22 protein-coding genes are annotated in these 25815 nt (G+C 72.3%); 8 read left to right on the top strand and 14 right to left on the bottom strand.

Annotated features, from left to right (window positions below; all coding sequences use genetic code 11):
- Positions 1–63: 63 nt before the first annotated feature.
- Positions 64–1083 (bottom strand): lysylphosphatidylglycerol synthase domain-containing protein, encoded by a 1020-nt coding sequence (locus HS041_RS09715; RefSeq protein WP_307845218.1) that lies wholly within the window; start codon positions 1081–1083, stop codon positions 64–66.
- Positions 1080–1931 carry a class I SAM-dependent methyltransferase gene (locus HS041_RS09710; RefSeq protein WP_196440133.1) on the bottom strand — a complete coding sequence of 284 codons (852 nt, stop codon included), beginning with the start codon at positions 1929–1931 and terminating at the stop codon, positions 1080–1082. The genes HS041_RS09715 and HS041_RS09710 overlap by 4 nt, the downstream gene beginning before the upstream one ends.
- Positions 1932–2030: 99 nt before the next feature.
- On the opposite strand from HS041_RS09710, the gene HS041_RS09705 reads away from it, so the two are divergent.
- Positions 2031–2987 carry a lysylphosphatidylglycerol synthase transmembrane domain-containing protein gene (locus HS041_RS09705; RefSeq protein ID WP_230878501.1) on the top strand — a complete coding sequence of 319 codons (957 nt, stop codon included), beginning with the start codon at positions 2031–2033 and terminating at the stop codon, positions 2985–2987.
- Here HS041_RS09705 and HS041_RS09700 read toward each other — a convergent pair.
- The 4 genes from HS041_RS09700 to HS041_RS09685 all read right to left on the bottom strand — a co-directional run bounded on the left by HS041_RS09700 (position 2942) and on the right by HS041_RS09685 (position 8245).
- Complete coding sequence (locus HS041_RS09700) at positions 2942–4036, bottom strand: glycosyltransferase family 4 protein (protein WP_196440132.1); 1095 nt, start codon at positions 4034–4036, stop codon at positions 2942–2944. The two genes, HS041_RS09705 and HS041_RS09700, sit on opposite strands and share 46 nt — an antisense overlap.
- Positions 4037–4038: 2 nt before the next feature.
- Complete coding sequence (locus tag HS041_RS09695; RefSeq protein WP_196440131.1) at positions 4039–4968, bottom strand: glycosyltransferase family 2 protein; 930 nt, start codon at positions 4966–4968, stop codon at positions 4039–4041.
- Positions 4969–5050: 82 nt separating this feature from the next.
- Positions 5051–6034, bottom strand: a complete 984-nt coding sequence (locus HS041_RS09690; RefSeq protein ID WP_196440130.1) for a hypothetical protein — start codon at positions 6032–6034, stop codon at positions 5051–5053.
- A 21-nt stretch (positions 6035–6055) separates the two neighbouring features.
- Positions 6056–8245 (bottom strand): hypothetical protein, encoded by a 2190-nt coding sequence (locus HS041_RS09685; RefSeq protein WP_196440857.1) that lies wholly within the window; start codon positions 8243–8245, stop codon positions 6056–6058.
- A 79-nt stretch (positions 8246–8324) separates the two neighbouring features.
- Between HS041_RS09685 and HS041_RS09680 the strand changes: the two genes are divergently transcribed.
- From HS041_RS09680 to HS041_RS09660, 5 genes are all read left to right on the top strand, one after another.
- Positions 8325–9809 (top strand): hypothetical protein, encoded by a 1485-nt coding sequence (locus HS041_RS09680; RefSeq protein WP_307845217.1) that lies wholly within the window; start codon positions 8325–8327, stop codon positions 9807–9809.
- A gap of 276 nt (positions 9810–10085) precedes the next feature.
- Entirely contained in the window at positions 10086–11567 is a 1482-nt protein-coding gene (locus tag HS041_RS09675) for an LCP family protein (protein WP_230878500.1), read from the top strand.
- Between the two features lie 258 nt (positions 11568–11825).
- Positions 11826–13358, top strand: coding sequence for an acyltransferase family protein (locus HS041_RS09670; protein ID WP_196440128.1), 1533 nt, complete (start codon positions 11826–11828; stop codon positions 13356–13358).
- A 100-nt stretch (positions 13359–13458) separates the two neighbouring features.
- Positions 13459–14538: a glycosyltransferase family 4 protein gene (locus HS041_RS09665; protein WP_374058833.1), complete on the top strand. Its 1080-nt coding sequence runs from the start codon at positions 13459–13461 to the stop codon at positions 14536–14538.
- Positions 14523–15254 carry an acetoacetate decarboxylase family protein gene (locus HS041_RS09660; RefSeq protein WP_196440126.1) on the top strand — a complete coding sequence of 244 codons (732 nt, stop codon included), beginning with the start codon at positions 14523–14525 and terminating at the stop codon, positions 15252–15254. Before HS041_RS09665 ends, HS041_RS09660 begins: the two co-directional genes overlap by 16 nt.
- Positions 15255–15262: 8 nt before the next feature.
- On the opposite strand, the gene HS041_RS09655 is transcribed toward HS041_RS09660, so the two are convergent.
- The 7 genes from HS041_RS09655 to HS041_RS39210 form a co-directional block, all read right to left on the bottom strand.
- Complete coding sequence (locus HS041_RS09655) at positions 15263–16138, bottom strand: sugar kinase (RefSeq protein WP_196440125.1); 876 nt, start codon at positions 16136–16138, stop codon at positions 15263–15265.
- Positions 16139–16171: 33 nt separating this feature from the next.
- A complete protein-coding gene (locus HS041_RS09650) occupies positions 16172–17053 on the bottom strand; it encodes a glycosyltransferase family 2 protein (RefSeq protein ID WP_196440124.1) in 882 nt (293 codons plus the stop codon).
- A 196-nt stretch (positions 17054–17249) separates the two neighbouring features.
- Complete coding sequence (locus HS041_RS09645; protein WP_196440123.1) at positions 17250–18017, bottom strand: CDP-alcohol phosphatidyltransferase family protein; 768 nt, start codon at positions 18015–18017, stop codon at positions 17250–17252.
- Entirely contained in the window at positions 17995–19035 is a 1041-nt protein-coding gene (locus HS041_RS09640; RefSeq protein WP_196440856.1) for an iron-containing alcohol dehydrogenase family protein, read from the bottom strand. The genes HS041_RS09645 and HS041_RS09640 overlap by 23 nt, the downstream gene beginning before the upstream one ends.
- 5 nt (positions 19036–19040) lie before the next feature.
- Positions 19041–19775, bottom strand: a complete 735-nt coding sequence (locus tag HS041_RS09635; RefSeq protein ID WP_196440122.1) for a phosphocholine cytidylyltransferase family protein — start codon at positions 19773–19775, stop codon at positions 19041–19043.
- 103 nt (positions 19776–19878) lie between these two features.
- On the bottom strand, positions 19879–20556 hold the full coding sequence (locus HS041_RS39215; RefSeq protein WP_255529550.1) for a DUF5941 domain-containing protein: 678 nt from the start codon (positions 20554–20556) through the stop codon (positions 19879–19881).
- On the bottom strand, positions 20553–22109 hold the full coding sequence (locus HS041_RS39210) for a CDP-alcohol phosphatidyltransferase family protein (RefSeq protein ID WP_307845216.1): 1557 nt from the start codon (positions 22107–22109) through the stop codon (positions 20553–20555). The genes HS041_RS39215 and HS041_RS39210 overlap by 4 nt, the downstream gene beginning before the upstream one ends.
- Before the next feature lie 363 nt (positions 22110–22472).
- Here HS041_RS39210 and HS041_RS09620 point away from each other — a divergent pair, with 363 nt between their 5' ends.
- Complete coding sequence (locus HS041_RS09620) at positions 22473–23210, top strand: IspD/TarI family cytidylyltransferase (protein WP_196440120.1); 738 nt, start codon at positions 22473–22475, stop codon at positions 23208–23210.
- Between the two features lie 12 nt (positions 23211–23222).
- Here the strand turns inward: HS041_RS09620 and HS041_RS09615 are convergent, their stop codons facing one another.
- Positions 23223–24245 (bottom strand): glycosyltransferase family 2 protein, encoded by a 1023-nt coding sequence (locus HS041_RS09615; RefSeq protein WP_196440854.1) that lies wholly within the window; start codon positions 24243–24245, stop codon positions 23223–23225.
- 65 nt (positions 24246–24310) lie between these two features.
- Between HS041_RS09615 and HS041_RS09610 the strand changes: the two genes are divergently transcribed.
- Positions 24311–25795: an LCP family protein gene (locus HS041_RS09610; RefSeq protein ID WP_196440119.1), complete on the top strand. Its 1485-nt coding sequence runs from the start codon at positions 24311–24313 to the stop codon at positions 25793–25795.
- Positions 25796–25815: the final 20 nt, after the last annotated feature.

Below are 25815 nucleotides of genomic sequence, written 5' to 3'. Positions count from 1 at the left end.
GGAACCGTTCTCCCCCGTCTCCACTTCACCCTATTGCCACAGCCTCCCGCAGAGTGGTCTGAATCACATGACTTTTCGCCGAACGGAATCGGTTCCGGAGTCGGCGGCACGGCGCGCCGCCAGCCCGGCCGCGGCGGCGCAGAGCAGGTCGCCCAGGACGATCACCACCCGGGAGCAGAGCGCCGCCGCGATGGCGGACCCGCGGTCCAGGACGGGCGCCAGCACGGCCACCATGGCCACCTCGCGCACCCCGGCCCCGGCGGGGACGACGAACGTCATGATCCCCAGGCACCACGACAGGGCGAAGGCCCCGACGGAGAACACGGCCGTCGACAGGCCCGAGGGGCCGAGCTCGTAGACGACCGCGGCCAGGTGCAGGCCGTACGCGGTCCAGCCGAGCAGCGCCCAGCCCAGCGCGGTGAGCATGCCGCGCCGGGTGAGCGGGCGCTCCAGCGGCTCCCGGCCCAGTTTCCGCAGCCCGAACCCGATGACGGCGTTGACCACCCTCGGCTCGAACGCCACCCCGAGCACCGGGAGCAGCAGGAACATCCACGCGTACGGCACAGCGGCCCCGGGCAGCGCGGCCAGCAGCGTCACCGCGGAGACCAGCAGCCCGCTGCCGAGCTGGACCGGCATGGTCAGGAAGAACGCCGCCGCGCTGCGCGGCCGGGGGACGCCCAGCTCGCGGCCCATCTCCATCTGGGCGAGGACCGGCCAGAGCGAGCCGGGGATGTATTTGCCGAGCTGGCCGACGAAGAAGACCCTGGCGGCCGGGCGGAGCGACAGCGGCGAGCCGAGGTCGGCCAGCAGCGCCCGCCACGTCATCATCCCGCCGCACAGCGCGGCGACCACCGCGACCAGCGAGAGCGCAAGCGACGGCCACGACAGCCGGGCGAACCCCGCCCGCACGGCCTCCCACTGGCTCGCCACCGCCCAGGCCCCGAACCCCAGGGCCACCAGCAGGAACGCGAGCCGGACCAGCCGCCTGACCGGAGAGGGGCGCGCCGGGACCGGGCCCGCGGGAGGTCCGGGGACGGGGTCCGGAGAGGCGGGGGCCGCGGGGCCGGGGGAGGCGGCGCTCACAGGACCCGGACCGGGTCGGGCGGCTGGGGCAGGCCGGGGCCGGCCGGCCGGCGGGTGCTCTTGGTCGCGATCCACAGGTAGGTCGGCACCACCGGCAGCAGCGCGCGCAGCACCGCGCGGGGCAGCCGGGAGAGCACGCCCTCGGCCACCCGGCCGACCACGCCCGGGAACAGCTCCGACCCGGCGAAGGCCGCCGGGGTGGCGAGCACCGGGAAGGTGTAGTCCCAGACCCGGAACCCCCGGACCATCCTCCGCAGGCCGCGGCGGGTCCGGTAGCGCTCGTAGTAGCTGTCGGCCCGGCCGGAGAGGCGCACGTAGCGGTCGGCCAGGGCGGGCGGCAGGTAGGACAGGAACGGCAGCTTGTAGTGCGGCTCCATCACCCCGAGCCGGTTGCCCAGCCCCAGGTAGAGCACGCCGTCGTCGCCGAGCACCCGGCGCATCTCGGCCATGATCGCATCGGGGTCGACCACGTGCTCGTAGATGTGGTTGAAGACCAGCACGTCGATCGAGCCGTCGGGGAAGGGCAGCGCGGTGCCGTCGGCGCAGACGAACTCGACCCGCTCCCCGAAGCGCGCGGCTGCCTTGCGCAGGCCGGGCACGTCGATGTCGACGCCGAAGGTCCTGGCCGCGCCCGCGGCGGCCAGCTCGTCGGCGATGAACCCGGCCGAGCAGCCGATGTCGGCGACGGTCAGGCCCTCCAGGATGTTCTCGTCCCGGCCGAGGAAGTGGCCGAGAACCGCCACGATCTTCGCGGCCTTCCTGCGGCGCTTCGCCTCGTCCAGCATCGCCGCCTGGAACTCGGAGTATTCGAGCTGCGCCTGCCGCTCCGTGCTCGTCCTGCCCGCCATCAGTCGTCCACCGCTCCTCGTCCGCCTCGAACGGTGCCCAAGAGTACCGGCGCGCCGGAAACCTACCGCCGAGTAACGTCAACGTCGTACTCTTGGCCAATGTTCACCCGACTGCTCGGCCGGCTGCGATCGAGCCGCCTGCTCCGCGTGCTGCTGGCGCTGGTCGCGCTGGCCTTCGTCGGGTACGGCCTGGCCCGGAACTGGGACGACACCGTCTCCGCCCTCTCCCGGCTGTCGTGGTGGTCGGTGCCGGGAGCGCTCGCCGCGGTGATGGCCGGAGTCTGGATCATGATGGTCGCCTGGCAGCGGGTCATCGCCGGGCTCGGCTCCGCGTTCCCGCTGCGGGTGGCCGCCCGCGTGCTGTTCGTCGGCCAGCTCGGCAAGTACGTCCCCGGCTCGGTCTGGGCCTACGCCGCGATGATGGAGCTGGGCCGCGACCACGGCTGCCCGCCCCGGCGCACCTTCGGCGGCACCTCGATCGGTCTGGTGATCTCCCTCGGCTGCGCGGTCGGCCTGGCCGCCGCCACCCTGCCGTTCACCGCCCAGGAGGTGGCGGAGAGGACCTGGTACCTCGCGCTGGTCATCCCGGTGATCGTCGTCTGCATGCACCCGCGGATCCTCGCCTGGGGCCTGAACCTTGCGCTGCGGATCGCCCGCAGGGAGCCCTTCGACGAGGTGCTCTCCGGCCGCACCCTGCTGGGCGTCACGGCCTGGACGATCACCGGCTGGCTGGTGTACGGCACGCACCTGTGGCTGGTCATGGGCGACCTGACCGGCGACTTCTCGCTCTATCTGCTCGGCGCCGGAGCCTACGCCTTCGCCTGGGCCACCGGCCTGCTGTTCGCCTTCATCCCGGCCGGGGTGGGGGTGCGCGAGGGCGCGATGGTGCTCGTGCTCGCGCCGACGATCGGCACCGCCAACGCCCTCGTCGCCGCCGTGGTCTCCCGCCTGGTCTTCACCTTCGCCGACGTGGCCTGGGCCGGGATCGGGTTCCTGCTGGGCCGCGGCGTTCAGCGTCCGATCGAGAGCAGGGCCCCGACGTACGCCTCCCAGTAGGGATCGGGGTCGACGGCCTTGACCCCGGCGCGCAGCCGCTCCGGCTCGCCCGGCTGGTAGAAGCGCGTCAGCGCCTCGCGCAGCGCCTCCACCGACCCCGGTTCGACCAGCAGCCCGTCCACTCCGTCGGTGACGTGCTCGGCGAGCGTGCCGACCCGGGTGGCGATCACCGGCACGCCCTGCTCGTGGCCGAGCCACACCTGCTGGCTGGCCGTGCCGCTGCGGTAGGGCAGCACGAGCGCGTCCACGTCCTCGAACAGCGCCGGCACGTCCTCGGCCGCGACGTAGCCGGGCCGCAGCTCCACCCGCTCACCCAGGCCCAGTTCGGCCACGAGCGCCCGCGTCTCCTCCACCCCGCCCCAGAACTCCCCCGCCACCCGCAGCGAGATCCCCGGGGGAAGCGCGCGGATCAGCAGGTCGAGCCCCTTGTACGGCCGGACCAGCCCGAAGAACAGCAGCCGGCCCCGCGCACCCATCGGCCGGGACCGCCCGAAGGCGCCCTGGGGCGCCTTCACCGGCAGGTGGGGGGCCATCTCGGCCACCGTCACCGGCACCCCTGTCAGTCCGCGGGCCAGCGTGGCCTGCGCCTCGGAGTGCGCGAGCACCCCGTCCACCCGGCGCAGCAGCGCCCTCATCAGCGGCGTGTCGTACGGCTTGCGCTCGTGCGGCAGCACGTTGTGGCACAGTGCGACCACCGGGACCCGGCGGTCGCGGCCGTGCAGGCCGTACAAGATGCCGAGGTAGGGCGGGACCTGCACCGGGCTGAGCACGGCGAGGATCACCAGGTCGGCGGTGCGCAGCCGGCGCCCGCACTCGGCCCAGCCGTCCGGACGGCGCCAGTCGAGCAGCCTGAGGGACTTCGGGAACGGCTCTCCGTCGGGGCTGTCCACGGTCTGCCGGCCGGGATAGAGGAAGGAGGGGTACTGCGCCTTCCACGACTCGATGACCACGTCGTGCCCGGCGGCCTTGAGCCGGTGGGCCAGCTCCGTGGTGTGCGCGGCCCCGCCGCCCTTGTAGGGGTAGGTCGGCCCGACGATCGCGATCCGCATGCCTACTCGCTCCGGGAGCGCACGATGAGGTCGGCCAGGAGCGCCAGCGAGCCGATCAGCAGCCCGGTCACGAAGATGATGATCGTGTTGTTGGCCAGGTAGAACGGGGTCTTGATGTTGTCGTAGACCCCCTTGGCGAGGCCGATGCCGACCAGCCAGATCGCCGGCGGCATGAGGACCTTGAGCGGGTTGAAGTACATCACCATCCGCAGCACCTGCAGGATGTAGCGGTAGGCGTCGGAGACGAAGCTGAACTTCGACTTCCCGGCCCGCTTGCTGTACTCGATCGGCAGGTAGTAGACGTCGTGCTGGTTCGACAGGAACGACAGCGTGATCGTCGTGACGCAGGAGAACCCGGGCGGCAGCAGCCGGAGGTACGGCCGGGCGACCGACTTGCGGAACGCCCTCAAGCCCGAGTTGAGGTCGGGGATCTTCTGACCGGCCAGCAACTCGGCGATCTTCCGGATGACCAGCTTGGCCGGGACCCGCAGGAACTTGTGCGAGCCCTCCTCGGTGGTCCGGGCGCCCACGACCTGGTCGATCGTGGGGTCCTTCTCCAGGATCTGGACCAGCTCGGGGATGCGCTCGTTCGGGTAGGTCATGTCCGCGTCGGTCCACACGACGATCTCGCCGCGCGCCTCCTGCGTGCCGATCCTGCGAACCGTGCCCGAGCCGCCGTTGCGGTGGAAGGCCCTGATCCGCATGTTGGGGAACCGCGGCGCGGCCTCCTGGAGGCGGGCGAGGGTCTGGTCGGTGGAGCAGTCGTCCACGGCCACGAGCTCGTAGGTGTAGCCGCTGCCGTCCATGGCCTCGCAGATGCGCTCGACCTCGTCGATGACGTGGTCCTGCTCGTTGTAGCAGGGCAGGACGATCGTGACGTACGGCGTTGCGTCCACGGCTGGTTCACTCTCGGGGGTCTCGGGCGTGCTCACGACGGGCGAGGATACTCTGCCCGGCTTGGCCCCGTATCCACATCACCCCGTTCGGCCTCCCCCGGCACCCGCCGGGCGGTCGTCACCCGGCGGCCTCGACGGGGAACACCCCCAGCACGCCCGGCAGGGTCTTCAGCACCCTCGCGATCTCACCCGTCCCGGCGGGCTCGATCGGGCGGGAGAGCTTCACGTAGAAGGTCTCGTACAACTGGTCCGGCCGGAGAGCCCTCCCGGGGAAGGTCTGGTCCGGCCGGCGAGGCCCTCTGGAGACCGTGCCCCCCGACTCGTAGTGCCGCATCAGTCTCATGAGGTGCCCGTGGTCCTGCAGGTAGATCGTCTCGACTCCCGGCAGGTCCCACAGCCGGGCGACGATCACCTCCTTCTCCGCCTCGGTGGCGGCGCCCTCGACTCCGGCGGGCCGGTTCTCCGTGCACTCCTTCTCCAGCCGGTCGGCCGTCGCGCACAGGACGATCTCGACATCCGCCTTCCCCGCCCAGAAGTCCGCAGGGGCTCGCAGCACCGTCTCGACCTCGGGGAACGCCTTCAGCCGCGCGGCCACCGCGGCGAAGTCGCCGCTCCGGCGCAGCGTCCCCACGAGGGAAGGCGTGAAGACCGCGCCGGCGATCATCTCCTGCTCGCCCATGGCGACGTAGCGGGCCGACACGGCCCGGCGGACCGCCGCCTCGTCCTTGAAGACGACCTCGGCCAGTTCGGGCATCGCCCGCATGCGGTCCGCCACCTTCAGGTAGTCGGCCTCCGTGGCCTTCTCCCTGCCGGGGCAGCGTCCCGCTCCCGGCCCGTAGCCGCCGCACAGGGCGACGGAGAACCGCAGCTGCTCGGGGAGGGCCGTCTCCGGCGGGGGCAGCGGGCGCAGGGAGCGCTGGTGGAGGTACCAGCCGCCGGCCGCGGCCGCCCCGAGCACCGTCAGCACCGCGGCGCAGACGGCCAGCAGCCGGGCGTACGGCCGCAGCCAGATCTGGAGTCTCGGCTCCCGGTCGGGGTCGCCGGAGCCGAAGGAGAGCTCCTCGTGGCCGGAGGACGGTTCACCGTGATCGGGGAACGACATGGGGCGACTATGCCAAACCCCTCAGGGAATGACCATCCACACGTCGACCGAGAGGGACCAGGTGCCGTCGGGGGCCTTGACCAGGGAGCGTTCGTCCTGGCGGGTGCGCAGGGCCATCACCCGGACCGGAGCGCCGTACGGCGAGAGCTGGCCCGGCTCGGCGGCGAGCAGGACCGGGGTACGGCCCGCCGCCCGGATGCGGCCGGTCAGGCGGGTGACGTCGGCCGAAGCCGGAAGACTGGTGCCGGGGACGACCTCGACCCCCGCGGCGGGCACGCCGCACATGCCCCGCACGAGCTGGGTGAACCGGTCGGCGGTCACCCGCTCCACGAGCAGGACCGAGGCGTTCTCCGGGAGAGCCGCGCACATGGCCTCGACCGCCGCGCGCTCCCCCCGCCCGACCGGGGTGAAGGCGGTCCCGGCGGAGATCGCGGCCGGAGGGACGAGCAGCACCACGGCGCCGAGCGCGGCGAACCGGGCCGAGGAGGCGGCGGACAGGGGCCCGAGCCGGGCGGCGAGCGGGGCCCGGGCGGCGGCGCCGTACTCCTCCCTTCGGGTTTTCTCCCCGAGCAGGCGCAGGCCCCAGACGGCGAGCAGGATCATGCCGGGGATCACCACGGGGACCAGCCGCCGGGCGGCGAACGGGTGGTCGGGGGTGATGGCCGGGCGGTAGAGCGTGGTGACCGTGGTCCAGCCGATGACCATCAGCGGGAGCAGCCACTCGGGAGCGGTCCCCCTGACCAGTCTCCGGGCCAGTACGGCCCCCGCCAGCGTGGCGAGCACCACGGCGGGAAGCCCGGCGTACCAGACCACCCAGTACAGCGAGTCCTCGTAGTAGAGCCGGGAGCCGTCCGGCGGCAACCCGTTCGCCTGCTGGGTCTTGACGATGAACTCCGACGTCAGCCGGTCCTCTTCGGTGGTGGCGTGCCGGGTCACGGTCTGCAGCCACGGCCGGATCGCGAACAGGCCCGTGACGCCCGCGACCGTCCCCGCCGCGAGGCCGGGCAGCCACCGGATCCGGGCGATCCGCCGCAGAGGGGCCGCGAGCCGGGGGGCGAGCGCGGCGGTGGCCAGGGCGAGGAGCAGCACGGCGGCGCAGACGGCCAGCAGGGGCCGCAGCGAGCCGGAGAGGTAGGTCAGGTACGGCCGGGCGAGCAGGCAGGCGGCGGCCAGGCCGAGCCCGGCCCCGGTCACCAGCCCGGCCAGCAGCGGCCCCCCGAGCCGCGCGTTCAGACGCAGACCGGTCCCTTCCCGGCCGGAGGCGTCGGGTGAATCCGCCCCGTGGGCACCCGGCGCCGTCTTCTCGCCGTTCCCCACCCGGCGCAGGGCGATCAGCAGGCCCGCGTAGGCCAGCACGGGCAGCACGTCCCGCAGGCCGTCGATCCGGACCAGGACCGCCAGGCCGAACACCAGCCCGGCCAGCCCGGCCCCGATCCCGGCTCCGGTCTCCGGGGCCGCGCGCAGGCGGGAGACGGCGTCGAGCAGCAGGGCCATGCCGCCGAACAGCAGGATCAGGGACGGGATCTCGCTGAAAGAGGTTCGCGAGGTGTACAGGATCGGCAGGCTCACCGCGAACACCGGCGCCGCGACCGCCGCCCAGCGGGCCCCGGCCAGCCGGGCCACCACCCCGGCGAACACCAGTACGGCCAGGGCGCCCAGCACCGGCGGGGCCAGCAGCAGCCCGGGCAGGCCCCCCAGCCAGTGGCCGACCGCGTGGAGCATCGGCGGCCCCGGCATGAACTGCGGCACGACCGCGCCGCCGTGGTCGTAGAAGCCCACGCTGCCGAACCGGAGCGCCGGGTCCGGCCCGCCGAAGGCCGCCTCGCCGTACGGGATCGGGAGGGAGCCGTGATCCGCCAGCCAGGCGGAGTACTGCGCGTAGGTCGCGGGGTCGCGGCGGACGATGAGCTGCTCGCTGTGGAAGGCGGTGTTGAAGACCCACGAACCCATGGCGGTGGCGATCACCCCGGCCGTCTGCCGGGCGGTCGCCCCGGGGATCGCCGGCAGGCGGCGCAGGCCGTACCGGCACAGCAGCACGGCGGCGGCCAGGCCCAGCGGGACCGCGGCGAGCGGCCGGAACCAGCCGAGCAGCAGCAGCGGGAGCCCGGCCAGCAGCCAGCCCGCGAGCACGAGCGCGGGCGCGGCCGAGACCGCGGCGAGCACCCGCCCCGCCGAGGGCCTCCGCGCGCGATCCAGCAGGCCGGTTCCCATGATTGCCACCGAGGGTAGCGGCAGCCGCCGTCCCGGACGGAGCCGATAACGTACGCGGGACGCGCGAAGGGGGCGGCGAGTGGGCGGACTGGTACGGGCGCACCGGTGGTTCCTCGGGGTGCTGGGAGCCGGAGCCGTCCTGCGGGTGGTCACGATGCTGGGCTACCGGCCGGCGCTCTGGTTCCCCGACTCCTACACCTACATCGTCACCGCGCTGCGCCCCCGCCCCGACCTGGTCCGCCCCGCCGGATACTCGATGTTCCTGCGGCTGCTGGAGCCGCTGCACAGTTTCGCCGCCGTCGCCCTGGTCCAGCATCTGCTGGGACTCGGGGTGGGCGTGCTGGTCTACCTGACGGCCCGGAGGCTGGGCGTCGCCGGGTGGGCCGCGGCGCTCGCCACCGTCCCCGCCCTGCTGGATGCCTACCAGATCGAGCTGGAGCACCTGCTGGTCTCCGACACCCTGTTCACCGTCCTGGTCCTGGCCGCGGCCTGCCTCGCCGTCTCCCCGCGCCTCGGCCTGCGGACGGCGTGCGGGATCGGCCTGCTGCTCGCGGCGGCGACGCTCACCAGGACCATCGGCCTCCCGCTGGTCGCCGTCTTCGCGGCCTGGCTGCTCTACCGTGCCCGGGGCCGGGTCCTGGCGGCCGGGGTGATGCTGGCCGCGGCGGCGCTTCCGGTCCTGGGGTACGGGGCGTGGTTCTACGCCACCTACCAGCGGGTCGGCATCGTGGGGGCGAACGGGGTCTTCCTCTACTCCAAGACGATGACGTTCGCCGACTGCTCGGTGATGGACCCCCCGCCGGACCTGGCGGTGCTGTGCGACCCCCGCCCGCCCGCACGGCGGCCTCCCGCGCAGGAGTACATCTGGAGTCCGGACTCCGCTCTGGTCAAGCTGCCGGGCATCACCTTCACCGACGAGACCGACACCCTGGCCGGGAGGTTCGCCTCGCTGGCCATCCGGAGCCAGCCGCTCGACTACGCGGCCTCGACGCTCAAGGAGCTGGCCCGCTCCTTCACCTGGTACCGCCCGGTCTACCCGGACGCGGAGATCTACGCCTACTACCGGTTCCCGGCGGTGCCGCCTCCGCCGCCGGGCCGGTATCCGGCCACGGTCGGGGCGGAGTTGGCGCACCGCTACGAGCGGGGGCCGATCGCCACCGTGATCGTCGAACCGTACGCCGATTGGATGCGGGCCTACCAGGACGCCGTGCGGCTGCCCGGCACGGTGCTGCTGGTGATCCTGGCGCTCCCCCCGGCGCTGGCGGGCCTGCGGTGGCGGCGGGCCCGGACGGGCACGGCGGCCGCCTTCCCGGAGGCGACGGGCTCTGAGCCGACGGCCCGGGACCCGGCGGCCTCGGATCCGGCGGCCTCGGATCCGGCGGCCGGGGGCTCGGGAGCGGTCCCGGCGGCGTGGGCGTTCCCCTGGGTGACGGCGGTGGCCCTGCTCGTGGTGCCGCCGGCCGTGGCGGAGTTCGACTACCGGTACGTCCTGCCGGCCGTACCGGCCGCCTGCCTGGCGCTCGCCCTGGCCGCAGGCAGACCTTCTTTCAAGAACATTCCATGAAATGTCCGAATTTGAGTATGCTGGGCGGCCGGATCATCACGGCGGCAATCCAGGGGAGTGTCATGGCCAAATTCAGCCCATCACGACTCCCCGCGCTCGCCGCATGACCTACTCTTTGGGCGCAATGAGCGAGCTTAGACGCAGCGTGTTGCCGCCAGGCGAGGAGATCGCATGAGCGACCACCGGCATGTCGCCGTGAAGGACCGCCGACCCGAACCGGGCCGCCGGGCCTCCCGACGCGCGGGCGGTGACGGCGGACCTCCCCCGGAGGAGTACATGCCGAAGGGCGCATCCCCCCGCGGCAGAGGCGGCAGGAGCCGGATCGGCGTGGGCGGCTGGGCCAGCATCGGGCTGACCGGCCTCCTGGTGCTGGGGACCCTCGGCGGTTACAAGATCTACCGTGACACCCTCGGCAACATCAAGGGCGTCCAGGTCGACAAGAACCTCAGCGAGAACCGCCCGGTCAACCAGACCGGGGCGCTCAACGTGCTGCTGGTCGGCTCCGACACCCGCGAGGGCGACAACCTGAAGTACGGCCAGAAGATGGCCAATGCAGGCAAGCGCACCGACACCATCATCCTCATGCACATCTCGCCCAACCGCGACAAGGCGACGCTGGTCAGCTTCCCCCGCGACTCCATGGTGGACATGCCCGCCTGCAAGAGCGAGAACGGCACCCCGGTCGCCGCGCGGCGCGACATGATCAACTCTGCCTACAACGTGGGCGGCATCACCTGCACCATCGACACGATCGAGGCCCTCACCGACATCCGCATCGACCACTTCGTCGAGGTGGACTTCACCGGTTTCAAGAACATCGTGGACGCCCTGAACGGCATCAAGATCTGCCTCAAGCAGCCGGTGGACAGCAAGAAGGCCAAGCTCACCCTCCCCGCCGGCTGGCACAACCTCAACGGCGAGCAGGCCCTGGGCTACGTGCGGCTGCGCGACTACGGCGACAACAGCGACATCCAGCGCATCAAGCGCCAGCAGGTCTTCCTCACCAAGGTGGTGCAGAAGGCGACCAGCAGCGCGCTGCTCACCGACCCCGCCAAGCTCCTCGACTTCATCAACCAGGCCGCCAAGTCGGTCCGGATGGACGAGGAGCTGGCGAAGGACACCCAGACCCTGATGGACATCGCCTCCAGCGCCAAGGCGCTGACCGCGAGCGGCGTCAAGTTCATCACCGTCCCGTGGGGCCCCGACCCCGCCGACAAGAACCGCGTCGTCTGGCGGCAGCCGCAGGCGAGCGAGCTGTTCGAGTCGATCAAGAACGACACCGAGGTCATCCCCGCCGCGAGCCCCAGCAGCGGCCCCGCCAAGCCGGCGGTCAAGCACGAGCAGGTCCGCGTCCAGGTCTTCAACGGCACCGACAAGCCGGGGCTGGCCACGGAGGTCGCCGGCAAGCTGGCCGCCCAGGGGTTCGTGGTGACCCACGTCGGCGACGCCCGGCCGGCCGCCGGGAACCTCCCCACGACCACGGTGCGCCACGGCAAGAAGGACGCCGAGCAGGGCCCCGCCTACGCCGACGCGCTGGCCGCGCGGCTCTCCGGCGACAAGCTCGCCCCCACCGTCGGCAAGATCAAGCCCAGCACCACCACGAAGTACACGCCGGCCACCCCGATCACCGAAACCCCCGCCGGCCCGGTCGTCCAGCTGGTCATCGGCGACGACTGGAAGGGCGTCCGGGTCCCCACCAAGATCCCCGACTCCCTCAAGGACTCCGTGGTCGACACCAAGACCGACCCCTGCCAGTGACCCGCGTTCTGCACGGGTCCGCGCCGGACGTGCGGCCCCATGCAGAGGGAACAATTACAATTTCCCGCTAACCGGTTCAAACGTTCCCGCTCGTGCGACAGGCGGCGCGTCATCGGTTTAGGGTGGTCAGGTCGGTGAGGCGAACCCCACACGGCCACCATCCCCCGGGGCGTCCTCGCCAGCGTGTCCGACGACGTTCTCCGTCTCCGGCGGAGAACGGCCCTTCCCGTCTCCGACAGATAGCTGAGCATTCCCCTCGTGAGCGACATCCGATCCCCCTTCCCGGTTCCGGCCCCCAGGGACGACGACGCCTCCGGCGGCGTTCCCGCCGGGCCTCCCGCCGGACAGGGCCGGAAACCCGCCCCGTGGCCGATGCCCGAGCACGCGCAGCCCTCCCCCTCGGCCCGGCCCGAGCCCGCCTGGCCCGAGCTGCCGGGCTCCGAGCCGGCCGTCTCCGGGCGGGAGAACCGCCGGGAGCACGAGGAGGAGGCGCCCGGCGAGGTCACCGCGTGGGGGTACCCGGTCTACCAGGAGCCCCGGCCCTCCGGCCCGCTGGACGTCAGCGGGTTCCCCGGCCCCCAGGCCGCCGCTCCGCAGGCGGTTCCCGGCGAGCGGCCCTTCTCCTACTGGGAGAGCTCTCCCGCCCGGGAGCCCGAGCCCGCCTCGTGGGGCGGGGCGTGGGGACGCCACCCCGAGGAGGAGCCGCGCCCGGCGGAGGAGCCCGAGGCCCCCCCGGCCAGGAAGAAGCGCGAGCCGTACCTCGACAACGTGAAATTCGTCCTGATCACCCTGGTCGTGGCCGGGCACTCGCTCGTGCCCACGTTCGAGGCGCACTCGGCCAAGTCCGTCTACCTGTTCATCTACACGTTCCACATGCCGGCGTTCGTGCTGATCAGCGGTTACCTCGGCCGGAACTTCTGGAACTCCAACGCGAAGATCAACAAGCTCGTCGACACCATGCTGGTGCCGTACGTGATCGTGGAGATCGGCTACGCGCTGCTCCGCCTCGGGCTGGGCCAGAAGTGGACGTTGACGATCATCGACCCGGCCTGGCTGAACTGGTACCTCCTGGCCCTCGTGCTCTGGCGGATCTCCACGCCCATCTGGCACCGGATGCGGCAGCCGCTGCTGGTGGCAGTGATCATCTACATGGTGGCCGGGTTCTCGGAGATCTCCGGCGACTTCAGCCTCGACCGCTTCTTCGGGCTGCTCCCCTTCTACGTGCTCGGCCTCATGCTCAAGCCCGAGCACTTCGACCTGCTCAAGCCGCTGTGGGTGCGGATCACGGCGGGGATCGTGACCGCGGCCGGGGCGGCCACCGCGATCGTCATCGCTCCGCACGTCAGCCTCCAGCCGGTCTACTTCCGCTACAGCTTCAAGAAGATGGACATGAGCTGGTGGGTCGGGCTCGGCGTGCGCGGAGCCATCCTGGTGGCGGCGCTGGTGCTGTCGGTGGCGCTGCTGGCCCTGGTGCCCCGGCGCGAGACCTGGTTCTCCGACCTCGGCACCCGCACGCTCTACGCCTACCTGCTGCACGGCGTGGTGGTGCTCATCGCCAAGGACCAGGGGTGGCTGAGCTTCCCGTGGCTGTACGGCCCGCTGGGCGTGCTGGCCATCATGTCGAGCTCGGTGGCGCTGGCGATCGTGCTCTGCCTGCCGGAGACCCGCACGGCGTTCAAGTGGCTGCTGGAGCCCCGCCTGGTCTGGCTCTACCGGCGCCCCTCCGGGCCTCCCGCCGGGAAAGGCGCCCCCGCCGGAGCCCAGGAGAGTTCAACGGCAGTTACGCGGTAATTAACCCGGCACATCCGGTGATGACGGAAGCACCGCTCAGCATCGGGATATGCGGGTATGCGTAGGGACGATCGTTCATCACCCTGAAGACGCCCGGATCATGCATCGGCAGATCCGGGCGCTCGTCGAAGCCGGGCACGAGGTCACCTACGTCGCGCCCTTCACCGACTGCAACGTCACCCCGGAGCCGGGGATCCGGGCCGTGGACGTGCCCCGTGCGGCGGGCCGCCGCCGCTGGCGCGCGTTCAGGGCCGCCCGCCGGGCGCTGCGGCGCGGAGTCGACGGCGCCGACCTGCTGATCGTCCACGACGTCGAGCTGCTGCTCCGGTTGCCCAGGCGTCGTCCCGTCACCGTCTGGGACGTGCACGAGGACACCGCCGCCGCGCTGGCGGCCCAGAGCCGCCTGCCCGGAGCCCTCCGCCTGCTGCTGCCCGCGCTGGTCCGCCGGATCGAGGCCCGCGCCGAGCGCCGCCTCCACCTGATCCTGGCCGAGGAGTCCTACCGGGAGCGGTTCGCCTCCGCCCATCCCGTCGTCCGCGACACCACCTGCGTACCCCGGCGTCCGCCCGCCCCGCCCGGCCGCAACCGGGTGGTCCACGTGGGCCGGCTCTCCCGGGCCAGGGGCGCGGCGGAGCTGGTCGAGCTCGCGCGGCGGCTGCTGCCGCACGGGATCCGGCTGGACCTGATCGGCGCCGCCGACGCCGAGATCCGGCCCCTGTTGCGGGACGCGCAGCGGGAGGGCCTGCTCGACTGGTACGGGTACGTGCCCAACAGGCACGCGCTGCGGATGGCGGAGGGCGCCGTCGCCGGGCTCTCGCTCCCGCACGACCTGCCCGGCCACCGGCAGCCGGTGCCGACCAAGGTCGTCGAGTACATGGCCCGGGGCCTGCCGGTGGTCACCACCCCGGTCCCGGCCGCCGCCGATCTGGTCGACCGGGTCGGCTGCGGCGTCGTCGTGCCCTTCGAGGACGTGGACGCGGTGGTGGCGGCCGTTCTGGCGCTGCGGGAGGACCCCGGGGAGGCCGCGGCGATGGGCGCGCGCGGCCACGCGGAGGCGGCGCGGAACCACGACTGGCGGGGTCACGCGGAGGAGTTCGTCCGCCACCTGGAGCAGTGGGCCGGCAAACCCGTGACGGGAGGCCGTGAGATTGGTCTACTTGAACCATGGCACGCCATCTGATCCAGGGACGCGATGTGGCCATGCCGGTGCGCGTCCGGGATGCCACGGTCTGCACTGCCTCGTACCTCGTGCGAGCCGACGCGGCCCGGGCGGTGATCGCCTATTCGGGTCTGGACGTGGCCGAGGTCCTGCCGGGCAGGGCCGTCTGCTCGCTGGCGTTCGTCGACTACGTCGACGGTGACCTGGACGCCTACCACGAGTTCGGGGTCGTCTTCCTGGTCCGGCCGCCCGAGGCGGGCCCGGCGCCCCGCCGGGGCCTGCTCGCGGGCCTGGCGGAGCTGCGCCGCTCCGGCGCCGGGACGTTCGTCCACTGGCTGCCCGTCGACCAGGGCTTCACCCTGGAGGCCGGGCGGACCATCTGGGGCTTCCCCAAGGAACTGGCCGGCATCGACCTGCGCCTGGCCTCGCCGTACAAGCGGTGCATCGTCCGCAAGGACGGACGCCTGGTCATCGACCTGCTCATCAGGCCCGGCATGCCGGTTCCCCGCTCGGCGGGCCGCCTGGACGCCTACAGCCACCTGGACGGCGCCACCCGCCGCATCCCCTGGTCCTTCTCCCCGCGCGGCGTCCGCACCCGCCCCGGCGGCGCGCTGGTCCGCCTGGGCAACCACCCCGTCGCCAAGGAGCTGAGCGAGCTCGGCCTGCCCAAACGGGCTCTGGTGACCGCCACGATCGCGCACACCGCCATGTCCTTCGGCGAGGCGAAGCAACTGTAGGAGCGCGCTCAGCCGTCGGTCTCCAGCAGGGGCAGCTCGTCCCTGGTGGGCAGGGACTGCCAGTCGCTGGGGCCGGAGGCCGCGAAGGCGGCCAGCAGGCCGCCGCGGCGCAGCCGGTCGGCGGGGTGCAGGCTCTCCAGCAGGGCGCTGAGATACCCGGCGACGAAGGCCGGCCGCGAACCGGTGGGGTCGACGACGGGTGCGGTGAGGCCGGGCGCGTCGTGCCGGACACCGTTCACCCGGGCGCTCGCGCCACGGGTGCCCCGGTTCACAACGACCTCCCGGTCTCCGTTGAGGGCCGGTTTGACCAGGTCCAGCTCGCACTGGCGGACGAACAGCACGTCGGCGGCGCGCGCCAGCGCGCCGAGGATCTCCTCGGCCTCCCTCAGGTCGGGCCAGAGCCGCTCGTCGTAGTCGATGGCCACGGAGATCGTCACTCCCGCGGTCCGGGCGGCCCGCACCGCGGCGTTCAGGGCGTCACGCGCGTTCAGCGCGGCGGTGGCGCCGCTGACGTGCAGGAGCCGGGCCTGGGTGATCCGGTCCACGGGGACGTTCCCCTGGGCCAGACGGACGGCCGTGGGGTAGTAGGTGAGCCTGGCCTCCTGGCCGGTGCGCGACTCCTTCAGGATCATCCCGGTCGGGACCCCTTCGGCCACCCGGGCGTCGGAGATGTCCACGCCCTCTCCGCGCAGCGCCGACAGGATCCTGACGCCCAGTTCGTCCCCGCCCACCTTGCCCAGCCAGCTCACCGTGTGGCCGAGCCTGGCCAGCCCCACGGCGACGGCGAGTTCGGCGCCGGTCACGTCGAGCCGCGCCTCGTGTTCGTGGCGGATCCGGCCGCTGGTGACGACGCCGAAAGCCTCGCCGAGGGTGTAGACGTCCACGCCGAAACCCCTTCACGGCACCCGTACGGAAGATCAGACGATGGGCGGGCGACCCAGGCGGAGCATGCGCCAGGCCGTCTTCCAGCCCATCGGGCGGCGCTCGCCCGCAGGCTCGCTCAGTCCTTCCCGGAAGCCCTTGAACCAGGCACGCAGAGCCGGTCCGGAACGCTCCCTGAGCAGAGTGAGGACCACCCAGTTGAGAAGATAGAGGACGGCGAGGGACCAGGGCAGGTTGCGACGCGCCAGCCAGACGCGGTTGCGTGCGTTCAGGCGGTAGAAGTCGGCGTGCCGGGTCGGGGGGACCTGCGGGTGGTACATGACGGTCTGCGCGTCGTATTCGATGCGGTAGCCCTCACCGAGCAGGCGCCAGGCCAGGTCGGTCTCCTCGTGGGCGTAGAAGAACCGCTCGGGCAGCCCGCCGACCTGGAGGAAGGCGGAGCGGCGGATCGCACAGGCGCCGCCGAGGAAGGTGGTGACCGGGGAGGAGCGCTCGGGATCTCCCGCACGCAGCCGGGGGACGTGGCGGCGCTGGCCGACGCCGCCGTCGGGGTCCATCACGCGGAAGGAGACGACCGCGAGGTCGTGCTCGGTGGAGAAACGCTCGCGCAGGTGGGAGACGACGTCCATCGCCCCGTACCAGCCGTCGTCGTCGAGGAAGAGCACCACATCGCCGGAGCACTCCTCGACGCCGCGGTTGCGCCCCGCCGGGATGCCGGCGTTGTGGGACAGGCGCACGGTCTTGATCGAGGCCGAGGAGCCGGGCGGCACGGTGGCCGAGAGCTCGGGGACGTCCGCGCCGTTGCCGACGATGACCACCTCGACGTCGCCGTCGTCCTGGTTCAGCGCGGACTCGACCGCCCGGTCCAGCTCCGGGATCCGGTTGCCCATGGTGAGGATGACACACGAGATCTTCAACGGGTCATCGCCTTGACGCGTCGAGAACACGTGCGGAACATACTTTCATGATCACCGAGTCTGCTGGGGCGGGCAATTCTGGCGGACGTGCGGAGCTCTGATTTACCAGAGGACAAGCGTATCGGAACCGTCAACGAACACCCACCGAACAGTGAAGTGCTCGCACCTACGACGCACCGAGACGCTGTCCGGTTCCTCATGAAAGCCGCCTGGATGCCAGAATGCTGACCAGGTGCAGGACCATCTGGAGCGCCGCGACCGCGACGCAGGCCACCGCCAGCACCCTCGTCGCGGCCAGACCCCCGCTCACCAGGTCCCAGAGCGCGGCAGCCACGACCAGGAGCGAGAGCTCGACCGCCTGGACGATCCGATGGAACCGCAGCGCCGCCGCGGCCTTCCTCGCCAGGCTCAGACCGCGCGAGTGGAACTGCTCCGCCGAGGACTCGGTCGCCGCCACCAGCCCGGAGCGGGCCCGGGCCACGTCCACCAGGTCGGTCTCCGCCTTGATCAGGATCGCGCCGAGCGCCGCGGCGAAGCCCGCCACGGTGTACCAGTCGGGAAGGATCTCCGAGGCCCGGAAGCCCAGCCCGATCAGCAGGGCCGCCTCGGCGAAGTAGTGGCCGACCCGGTCGAGGTAGACGCCGGTGATGGAGGTCCGCCCCGTCCACCGGGCCAGCTCGCCGTCGGAGCAGTCGAGCAGCAGATAGACCTGGACCAGCAGGGCCGCGCCCACCGCCGCCCAGAGACCGGGCAGCGCCAGGACGCCGCCCGCCGCCAGACCGCACAGGATCATCAGCCAGGTGGTCTGGTTGGGCGTGATCGGCGTCTTGGCGAGGAACCAGGTGACGTAGATCGACAGCTTGCGCATGTAGAGCACACCGGCCCAGTGCTCGCCGCTGTTGCGCTCCATCGTCGAGTGCGGCTGGGCCACCGCGCGGAGCTCAGCGACCGACGGCCCGGACATAGTCCTCCACCCGATCCCTGGTCTCCGACTCCGACAGGCGCAGGTGCTCCAGGATCGTGTAGCGCCCGGGGCGGGTCGAGGGCGCCAGCATGACCGCCGCGGTGAACTGCTCGGCGGTCAGCCCGACGTCCGTGGGGCTGACCGGCAGTTCGTGCCCGCGCAGGCACTCGACGACCTGGTCCAGTCTCCGCGAGTCCCCGCGGAGGAAGAAGCAGAAGGCGGCGCCGATCCCGGCGAGCTCGCCGTGATTGGAGGTGCCGGGGAAGAGCTGATCCACGGCATGCAGGATCTCATGGTCTCCGCCGCTGGAGGGACGGGATGACCCTGCGATGACCATCGACATCCCGGACAGGATGAGCGCCTCGGCCAGCACGGTCAGGAAGGCGTCGGACTCGATCGAGTCACGCCTGCCGATCACCGCCTCCGCCGAGGTGCGCGCCATCGAGCAGGCCAGGCCGTCGATGGGCTCGCCCCGCTCGACGTTGCCCAGCTGCCAGTCCTCGATCGCCGACAGGTTGCTCACCACGTCGCCGACCCCGGAGCGGACCAGCGACGGCGGGGCGTCGTGCACGAAGTCGAGGTCGACCACGATGGCCAGCGGCATCGGCACGCCGAAGGAGCCCTTGCCGCTCTCGTGGGTCAGCGACGCCACCGGCGAGCAGATCCCGTCGTGCGACAGGTTGGTGGCCACCGCCACCATCGGGATCCCCGCGAGCGAGGCGGCGTACTTGGTCGCGTCGATCGTCTTGCCGCCGCCGATGCCGACGACCGCCTCGTAGGCCCCCTTGCGCAGGTCGGCGCCGAGCGTCACCGCCGCGTCGACCGAGCCGTCGGGCACCCGGAAGATCCGGGCCTCGCCGAGGGAGGGAGCGATCATCTCCGCGATCCGGTCACCCTGTCCCGCGCCCACCGCCACCGCCACCCGCCCGGAGGTCGCCACCCGGCTGTCGGCCAGCAGCGAGCCGAGCTGCGCGATGGCGCCCCGCCGTACCTCCACGGTCAGCGGGGCGGGCAGCATCCTGGCTAGTATCGGCACGCGATCTCCCGCGCCTTGGCGAGGTCGTCGTGGTTGTCGACCTCGACCCAGGAGACGTCTCCGATGGGGGCGACCGCGATCTTCTCCCCACGGGCGACCAGTTCCTGGTAGCCGTCCTCGTAGTAGAGCTGCGGGTCGCGCTCGAAGGTGGCCTGGAGCGCGTCGGCCAGGCGGGCGCCGACGCCCGGGCGGATCAGGGTCGCGCCGATGTACTCACCCGCGGCGGAGGCGGGGTCCATCAGCTTGGTGATCTGCTTCAGGTGGCCGTTCTCGTCGAGGGTGACCTTCATCTCCTCGTCGGCGAGCTTCTTCACGTCGTCCACCGCGAGCAGGATGTCGCTCGTGACCGGCGCCGACAGGAGCGTGTGCTCGACCGAGACCGGGTGCACGGTGTCGCCGTTGACCAGCAGCACGCCCTGGTCGAAGTAGTCTCGCGCGCACCACAGGGAGTAGGCGTTGTTCCACTCCTCGGCCTTGTCGTTGTGCACGAGGGTGAGCTTCACGCCGTGCCGCCGCTCCAGCTCGGCCTTGCGCTCGTGTACGGCCTGCGCCTGGTAGCCGACGATGACCACGACGTCACGGAGGTCGGCCGCGGCGAGGTTCCGCAGCGAGATGTCCATGATCGTGGTGTCACCGTCGACCGGCACGAGCGCCTTGGGCAGCGTGTCGGTGTACGGCCGCAGGCGTCGTCCGGCCCCGGCGGCCAGCACCATTCCCAGCAACGTGCACTCCTCGTTCGAATGAGACCCTCGGCGGGCACTCCTGGCCCCAAAGGTTAGTTGCCTTTGGACCCTGATCGTGTAATCCGGGGTTTGCCGGGCGTTCTCAATCGTCTGCTCCGAGCTCCGCGGAGTCCACCCCCGAGCGCGGGACGGCGAGCCAGCAGGTGAGGCTCTCCCAGCCGAAAAGCCCCCACAGGTAGAGCGTCAGGAGCGCGAGGACCGCCGTCATCTGCTCGGTGAGCCCGCCGAGCGCGAGCAGCAGCATCCGCCCGTCCCAGCCGAAACCCGCCGCACCCAGCCAGGCCGGCGGGTGCAGGCGCTGGCGCACGCGGTAGACGACGTCGTAGTGGTGGAAGGCCAGCGCGCCCAGGAACAGGAAGGTCAGCCACGGCGGCACACCGTGGGTGAAGCCCGCCACCGCCGCGAAGCCGTACTCGGTGAGGCGCAGGATGGGCGGGACCAGCCAGTCGAGCCGCCCGCCGTGCGGGTGCGAGCTGCCGGGGCCGGCCAGCAGCAGCACCACGGCCGGGGCGAACGCGGCCAGGCCGTCGGCGTCGGCCACGCCGACGCTCAGCAGCACGCCGGTCACGAACGCGCCGACGAGCACGGGCGGCAACGGCGGCAGCTCTCCCGCCACCAGCGCGCCCATCGCCCGCGCCGCCGGCCCGTCGTCGCGGTAGGCCGTGACGGCGCCGCGCGACGCCGGTCTCAGACGCGCGGGGAACCACCGGGAGTGCGGGAGCCACGAGGATCGAGGGCGCTGCGGGAAGTCGGCCGTCATGCCATCGACCTGCCCATCCTGCCGGCGAGCGTGTAGAGGGCCGCGAGGCCGCCCCAGCCCAGGAGCGCGATGAACGTCACCCTCGCGTCGGCCACCGCCGCGGTCACCGCGATCAACGCCATCCGCTCCCCGATGGGCAAGATGACGATCTTCTTGAACCAGCGGGTGAGAGCACCCCGCTCCAGGCGTCGCGAGAGCCGTACGACGGCGCCGCTCTCCTCCGTCCGGGGGCTCCCCGGACCGGTCCCGGACGACTCGGGGAACCGGACGCCGGGCTCTTCCCTGGACGGCGCCTGCGCCGGTATCAGCGGGCCGCCCGCACCGGGCCGGGCCGCCGGCGCGGCGGCCCCGGACCGGACGGCACGCGCCCCGCCCGCGTCCTCCCTGGCCCCGGCGTAGGAAAAGTCGATCATGTGACGGAGCGCCTGCAGGATCAGCGCAGCCACGGCCAGCGGCCAGACGCCCCAGTCGTCCGCCCCCTGCCGGCCCGCGACCGCGGTGTGGCCGAAGGCGAGGCCGGCGTAGACGGTGTACTCCTTGACCCGGTCGGAGGTGGCGTCCAGCCACGAGCCGAGCGGCGAGAACGTGCGGGTGTAGCGGGCGAGCTGGCCGTCCACGCAGTCGAGCACGAACGACAGGTAGAGCAGGACCGCCCCGGCGACCATCTCCGCCCGGGTGCCCGCGGAGAACCAGACCGCCGAGAGCACGGCCAGGCCCGTGGAGATCCCGGTGACCGCGTTCGGCGTCAACCGCAGCCAGGCGGCCAGCGTGACCAGGTATCTGGACCAGGAGCTCACGAAGTAGGTGGCGAAGAAGCCGTCGTCGGTCTTGACCGCGGCGTCCAGCCAGACGCGGTTCACGTCCACCTCGGCCACCCGGGCGAGAGCCGCGTCGGCGGCGCCCTGACCGGCCACCCGGTCGCAGTGGAGGCGTCCCAGCTCGGCCACGCGGACGGGCACGCCGGCGCGGACCAGCCCGGCCAGGAGGAGGTCGCCGGCCTCGACGCCGTCCACCGGACCCAGCCTGCCCGCCTCGACCAGCCCGGCCAGGCGCTCCGCGGTCTCGGCCAGGTCGCCGAGATCGTCCTCACCGACCTGGAGGGCGCCCCTGAAGGTGCCGTTGGCTTGTCTGACCCGGTGCAGGAAGGTGCCCGCGGCGGCCACCCGGCCATTCTCGACGCGGACCGGCGGGCGCAGCGGGCCGGGGACGCCTCCCCCCTCCGGGGAGCAGTCCACCACCGCCCCGGTGCCGTACGCGGGGTGGTCCAGGAGCCCGGCGAGCGCTTCGGTGTGGGCCACCAGGTCGCCGGCGAGCACGGCCACCGGGCCGTCTGCGCCGCGCGCCACCCGGGCGACCCTGCGCAGGTCGTCGGAGATCCCCCGGGAGCCGTCCGACCCGATCAGGTAGGAGCCGTCGGCGTCGCGGACGACATCGCCGGCCCTGGTCAGCACGTGCACCTCCCGGACGGGGAACGCCGAGAGCTGACCGGTCAGCCGGTCGAGCAGGGTGCCGTCGGGGCAGCGCAGCCTCGCCGCCGCGGTGGTGGCGAGCACGACGGCGGAGGTCCGAGGGGTGCGGGGACCGGGGGAAAAGGATAAGGATGATGCGGTGTCATGCAAACGGGGCTCCTTCGTATCCGACGGGATCACCGCGCGAATCGGGAGTGCGCACCCAGCGTAGCGAGATCCTGACGCAATATCACGGGAGCGCGGCCGACGGCCGGTCCGGTGGCGCGGCGCGCGATCGGGCGGCGAACCGCTACTCTTCTCACCCGGAGCGCCCTCGATCGCCCCGGGCGCCCCGGGGTCCGCTTCCCGGGGCCCGGGTCCGCGGCGGGGCATCCGCCCGGGCGGTCGCGGCAGGTGAGGCGGGCCAGGAGACAGATCCCCGCCCGGACCTCTCGGAGGAAGCCCGCCTTGACCGCTCTTGAACCACGCCGCCGTGCCGTCGGAGTCGTCCTCGCGGGCGGGGTCGGCCGGCGGGTCGGCCAGGACACCCCCAAGCAGCTCATCGAGATCGCCGGGAAGACGATCATCGAGCACACGATCGCCGTGTTCGACGCCGCCCCCGAGATCGACGAGGTCGTCGTGCTGATGGCTCCGGGCTTCACCGGCGAGGTGGAACGGCTCGTCGCCCGCAACGGGTTCACGAAGGTCGGCCGGGTGCTGGAGGGCGGCGCGAGCCGTACCGAGACCACCTGGCGGGCGCTGGAGGCGCTGGACGGGCAGGACTGCGACGTGCTCCTGCACGACGCCGCGCGCCCCCTGCTGGAGCCGCGCATCATCACCGAGTGCGTGGCCGCGCTGCGGGTGCACCCGGCGGTGGAGGTGGCGATCCCGAGCTCCGACACGGTCGTGGTGACCACCCCGGGGCCGCACGGGGAGGTCGTCAGCGAGGTGCCCGACCGGTCCCGGATCTGGCGCGCCCAGACGCCGCAGTGTTTCCGCCTCCCGGTGATCCGGGAGGCCTACGAGCGGGCCTTCGCCGACCCCGGGTTCGGCGGGCGGCAGGCCACCGACGACTGCGGCGTCGTGCTGCGCTATCTGCCCGACGTGCCGATCCACATCGTGCCGGGCAGCGAGCGCAACATGAAGGTCACCCATCCCGTGGACGTCCTCATCGCCGAGACGCTCCTGCGCCTCGGCGACGGGTAGCGCCGGCGGACGTCAGCGGCCCGGCTTGCCGAGGCTGGGAGGGCTCGTGAGGAAGCCCCAGCCCCAGGAGACGTGCATGGTGGCGTAGACGAGCGGGAGCCGCGCCAGCGCGGCCGGGGGCAGGCCGCTGCCGGTCACCGCGGACCCGGCGAGGATCGCCGCGACGTAGCCGCCGGGGACCAGCAGGCCCGGCCAGAAGAACGGTGAGACCAGCAGGCCCGCGAGCATGGCCAGCACCGCCGTCGGCGGGGCCAGGTAGCGCAGGTTGATCGTGCCCTCGTGGGTGCGGGCCACCACGCGCCGCCAGCGGCCGTAGTGGAAATACTGCTTGGCGAGGGCGGACAGGTTCGGGCGCGGCCGGTAGGAGACGCGCATCCGGGGCTGGAACCAGACCAGGCCGCCCGTCTGGCGGATGCGGTGGTTCATCTCCCAGTCCTGGGCGCGCTGGAAGTGCTCGTCGTAACCGCCGACCCGCTCCAGCGCCTCGCGGCGGAAGACGCCCAGGTAGACGGTGTCGGCCGGGCCCGCGGTGCCGCCGGTGTGGAACCGGGCGCCACCGACGCCGATCTTGGAGGTCATCGCGCGGGCCACCGCCTGCTCGAAGGGTGTGACACCCTCGGCGGCCATGATCCCGCCCACGTTGTCGGCGCCGGTCTCCTCCAGCGTCTCCACCGCGACCTGGAGGTAGTCCTCCGGGAGCATGGCGTGGCCGTCCACCCGCGCGATGATCCCGTTGCGGGAGGCGGCGATGGCGGCGTTGAGCGCGTTGGGCGTGCGGCCGGTGGGATTGGGGACCACGGTCACCCGGGGATCCTCGGCCGCGATCGCGTCCGCGACCTCCTGGGTGCGGTCCTGGGACGGCCCGATCGCGAGGACGACCTCGATCGGCCCTCCGTAGCGCTGGGACAGGACCTGGCGGACCGCCTCCCGCAGATGGCGCTCCTCGTTGAGCACCGGGATGACGACCGAGATGGGGGGCCAGACGCGCGTCTGTGAGGACGGCGCCGGCACGGGCGAGTCGGGGAACTGCTTCATGGCGTCGCTCACGCTACTGTACGAAGGGGTACCTCATCGACCCAGTTGAAGCCGAGGGGGGGCGGATGCGCGGCTCGGAAGACGACGAGTCGGGTGTGCGCGTGGGCGGCGACGCCTACGGAGGCGTCCGGGTGGTTCCCAGGCGTGACCGCAGGTCCGCCAGGAGCGCTCGCTCCCGGAGGCGCAACCTGATCGTCGCGGGGGCGCTCTCCGCCGTGGTCCTGGCCGGCTCCGGAGCGGCGTGGTCGCTGCCGAACTACGCGGCGAGCAAGATCGGGTCGGTCGACGCGGGCGTTCCCGGTTCACAGTCCACCGGCGCGATGAACATCCTGCTCGTCGGCGTGGACAAGCGCGACAACCTCACCCGCAAGCAGCAGAACCAGCTCAAGCTCGGCCGGGAGAGCGGCCAGCGCACCGACACCATGATGGTGATCCACCTGTCGGAGGACCACCGCAAGATCACCGTGGTCAGCCTGCCCCGCGACACCTGGACGACCGTCCCCGGCAAGGGCGATCACAAGATCAACGCCGCCTACCAGCTCGGCGGCCCCAAGCTCACCACGCGCACGGTGCAGAACGCCACCGGGCTGACGATCCACCACTACGTCGAGGTCAACGTGCTCGGTTTCATCAACGTGGTGGACGCGCTCGGAGGCGTCTCGGTCTGCACCCCGGTCGCCATCGACGACCCGAAGACCGCCCTGCAGCTCCAGCCGGGCACCTACTCCCTCGACGGCGTCAAGGCCCTCGCCTACGCCCGCACCCGGGCCACCGCCCGCTCCGACCTCGACCGCATCGACCGCCAGCAGCAGGTCATCTCGGCCCTGCTGAGCCAGGCGCTGAGCGGTGACACGATGACCAACCCGGTCAAACTCGCCCGCTTCGTCGACACCACCCTGGGCACCCTGCGCGTGGACGACGCCCTCCGCGAGAACCTCCTCGGCCTGGCCGACCAGCTCAAGAGCGTCTCCACCGACGACGTGGCCTTCGCCACCGTCCCGATCGCCGACGTCGACTACCGGACCCCCACCGGCGAGTCCGCCGTCCTCTGGGACAAACCCGCCGCCCGCGAGCTCTTCCGCCGGATCGCCGCCGACGAGCAGCTCACCGGGCCCTCCAAGACCCCCGCGCCCAAGGCCAGCGCGACGCCGTCCCCCTCGGGCACCCCGCTGACCGTGCCGCCCTCGCGGATCTCCGTCAGGGTGCTCAACGGCACCCTGATCACCGGGCTCGGCGCGCGCACCAGGCAGGAGCTGCTCAAGGCGGGTTTCCTCGTGCCGGAACCGGCCGGGGACACCCAGCGCAGGGACCACAAGGAGACCATCATCCGGCACGGCCCGGGCCGCGAGGATTCCGCGCGGACCCTCGCCGCCGCCCTCCCCGGAGCCGACGTCCGCCTGGCCGAGGACCTCGGCGACCGGATCGAGGTCATCACCGGCCAGAAGTATCCGGGGGTCAAGAAGGTCACCGTCGAGGAGGCCTCCCCCACCCCGTCCCCGTCCACCACGCCGACGGCCAGGACCGCGACACAGAACATCTGTAAAAAGTAGTTCAAAGGGCATAACGCCCC

Source organism: Planomonospora sp. ID67723 (assembly GCF_015711605.1).
Taxonomy (GTDB): domain Bacteria; phylum Actinomycetota; class Actinomycetes; order Streptosporangiales; family Streptosporangiaceae; genus Planomonospora_A.
Note: the sequence above shows the minus strand (reverse complement) of the source record. Positions and strands in the feature narration are given on the sequence as shown.

What these genes read in the sequence shown, in the direction of transcription:
- HS041_RS09710 (WP_196440133.1), bottom strand. Translation starts at nt 1,931, where the DNA reads ATGGCGGGCAGGACGAGCACGGAGCGGCAGGCGCAGCTCGAATACTCC.
- HS041_RS09705 (WP_230878501.1), top strand. Translation starts at nt 2,031, where the DNA reads ATGTTCACCCGACTGCTCGGCCGGCTGCGATCGAGCCGCCTGCTCCGC.
- HS041_RS09700 (WP_196440132.1), bottom strand. Translation starts at nt 4,036, where the DNA reads ATGCGGATCGCGATCGTCGGGCCGACCTACCCCTACAAGGGCGGCGGG.
- HS041_RS09690 (WP_196440130.1), bottom strand. Translation starts at nt 6,034, where the DNA reads ATGTCGTTCCCCGATCACGGTGAACCGTCCTCCGGCCACGAGGAGCTC.
- HS041_RS09685 (WP_196440857.1), bottom strand. Translation starts at nt 8,245, where the DNA reads ATGGGAACCGGCCTGCTGGATCGCGCGCGGAGGCCCTCGGCGGGGCGG.
- HS041_RS09675 (WP_230878500.1), top strand. Translation starts at nt 10,086, where the DNA reads ATGCCGAAGGGCGCATCCCCCCGCGGCAGAGGCGGCAGGAGCCGGATC.
- HS041_RS09665 (WP_374058833.1), top strand. Translation starts at nt 13,459, where the DNA reads ATGCATCGGCAGATCCGGGCGCTCGTCGAAGCCGGGCACGAGGTCACC.
- HS041_RS09660 (WP_196440126.1), top strand. Translation starts at nt 14,523, where the DNA reads ATGGCACGCCATCTGATCCAGGGACGCGATGTGGCCATGCCGGTGCGC.
- HS041_RS09645 (WP_196440123.1), bottom strand. Translation starts at nt 18,017, where the DNA reads ATGTCCGGGCCGTCGGTCGCTGAGCTCCGCGCGGTGGCCCAGCCGCAC.
- HS041_RS09640 (WP_196440856.1), bottom strand. Translation starts at nt 19,035, where the DNA reads ATGCTGCCCGCCCCGCTGACCGTGGAGGTACGGCGGGGCGCCATCGCG.
- HS041_RS39215 (WP_255529550.1), bottom strand. Translation starts at nt 20,556, where the DNA reads ATGACGGCCGACTTCCCGCAGCGCCCTCGATCCTCGTGGCTCCCGCAC.
- HS041_RS09615 (WP_196440854.1), bottom strand. Translation starts at nt 24,245, where the DNA reads ATGAAGCAGTTCCCCGACTCGCCCGTGCCGGCGCCGTCCTCACAGACG.
- HS041_RS09610 (WP_196440119.1), top strand. Translation starts at nt 24,311, where the DNA reads ATGCGCGGCTCGGAAGACGACGAGTCGGGTGTGCGCGTGGGCGGCGAC.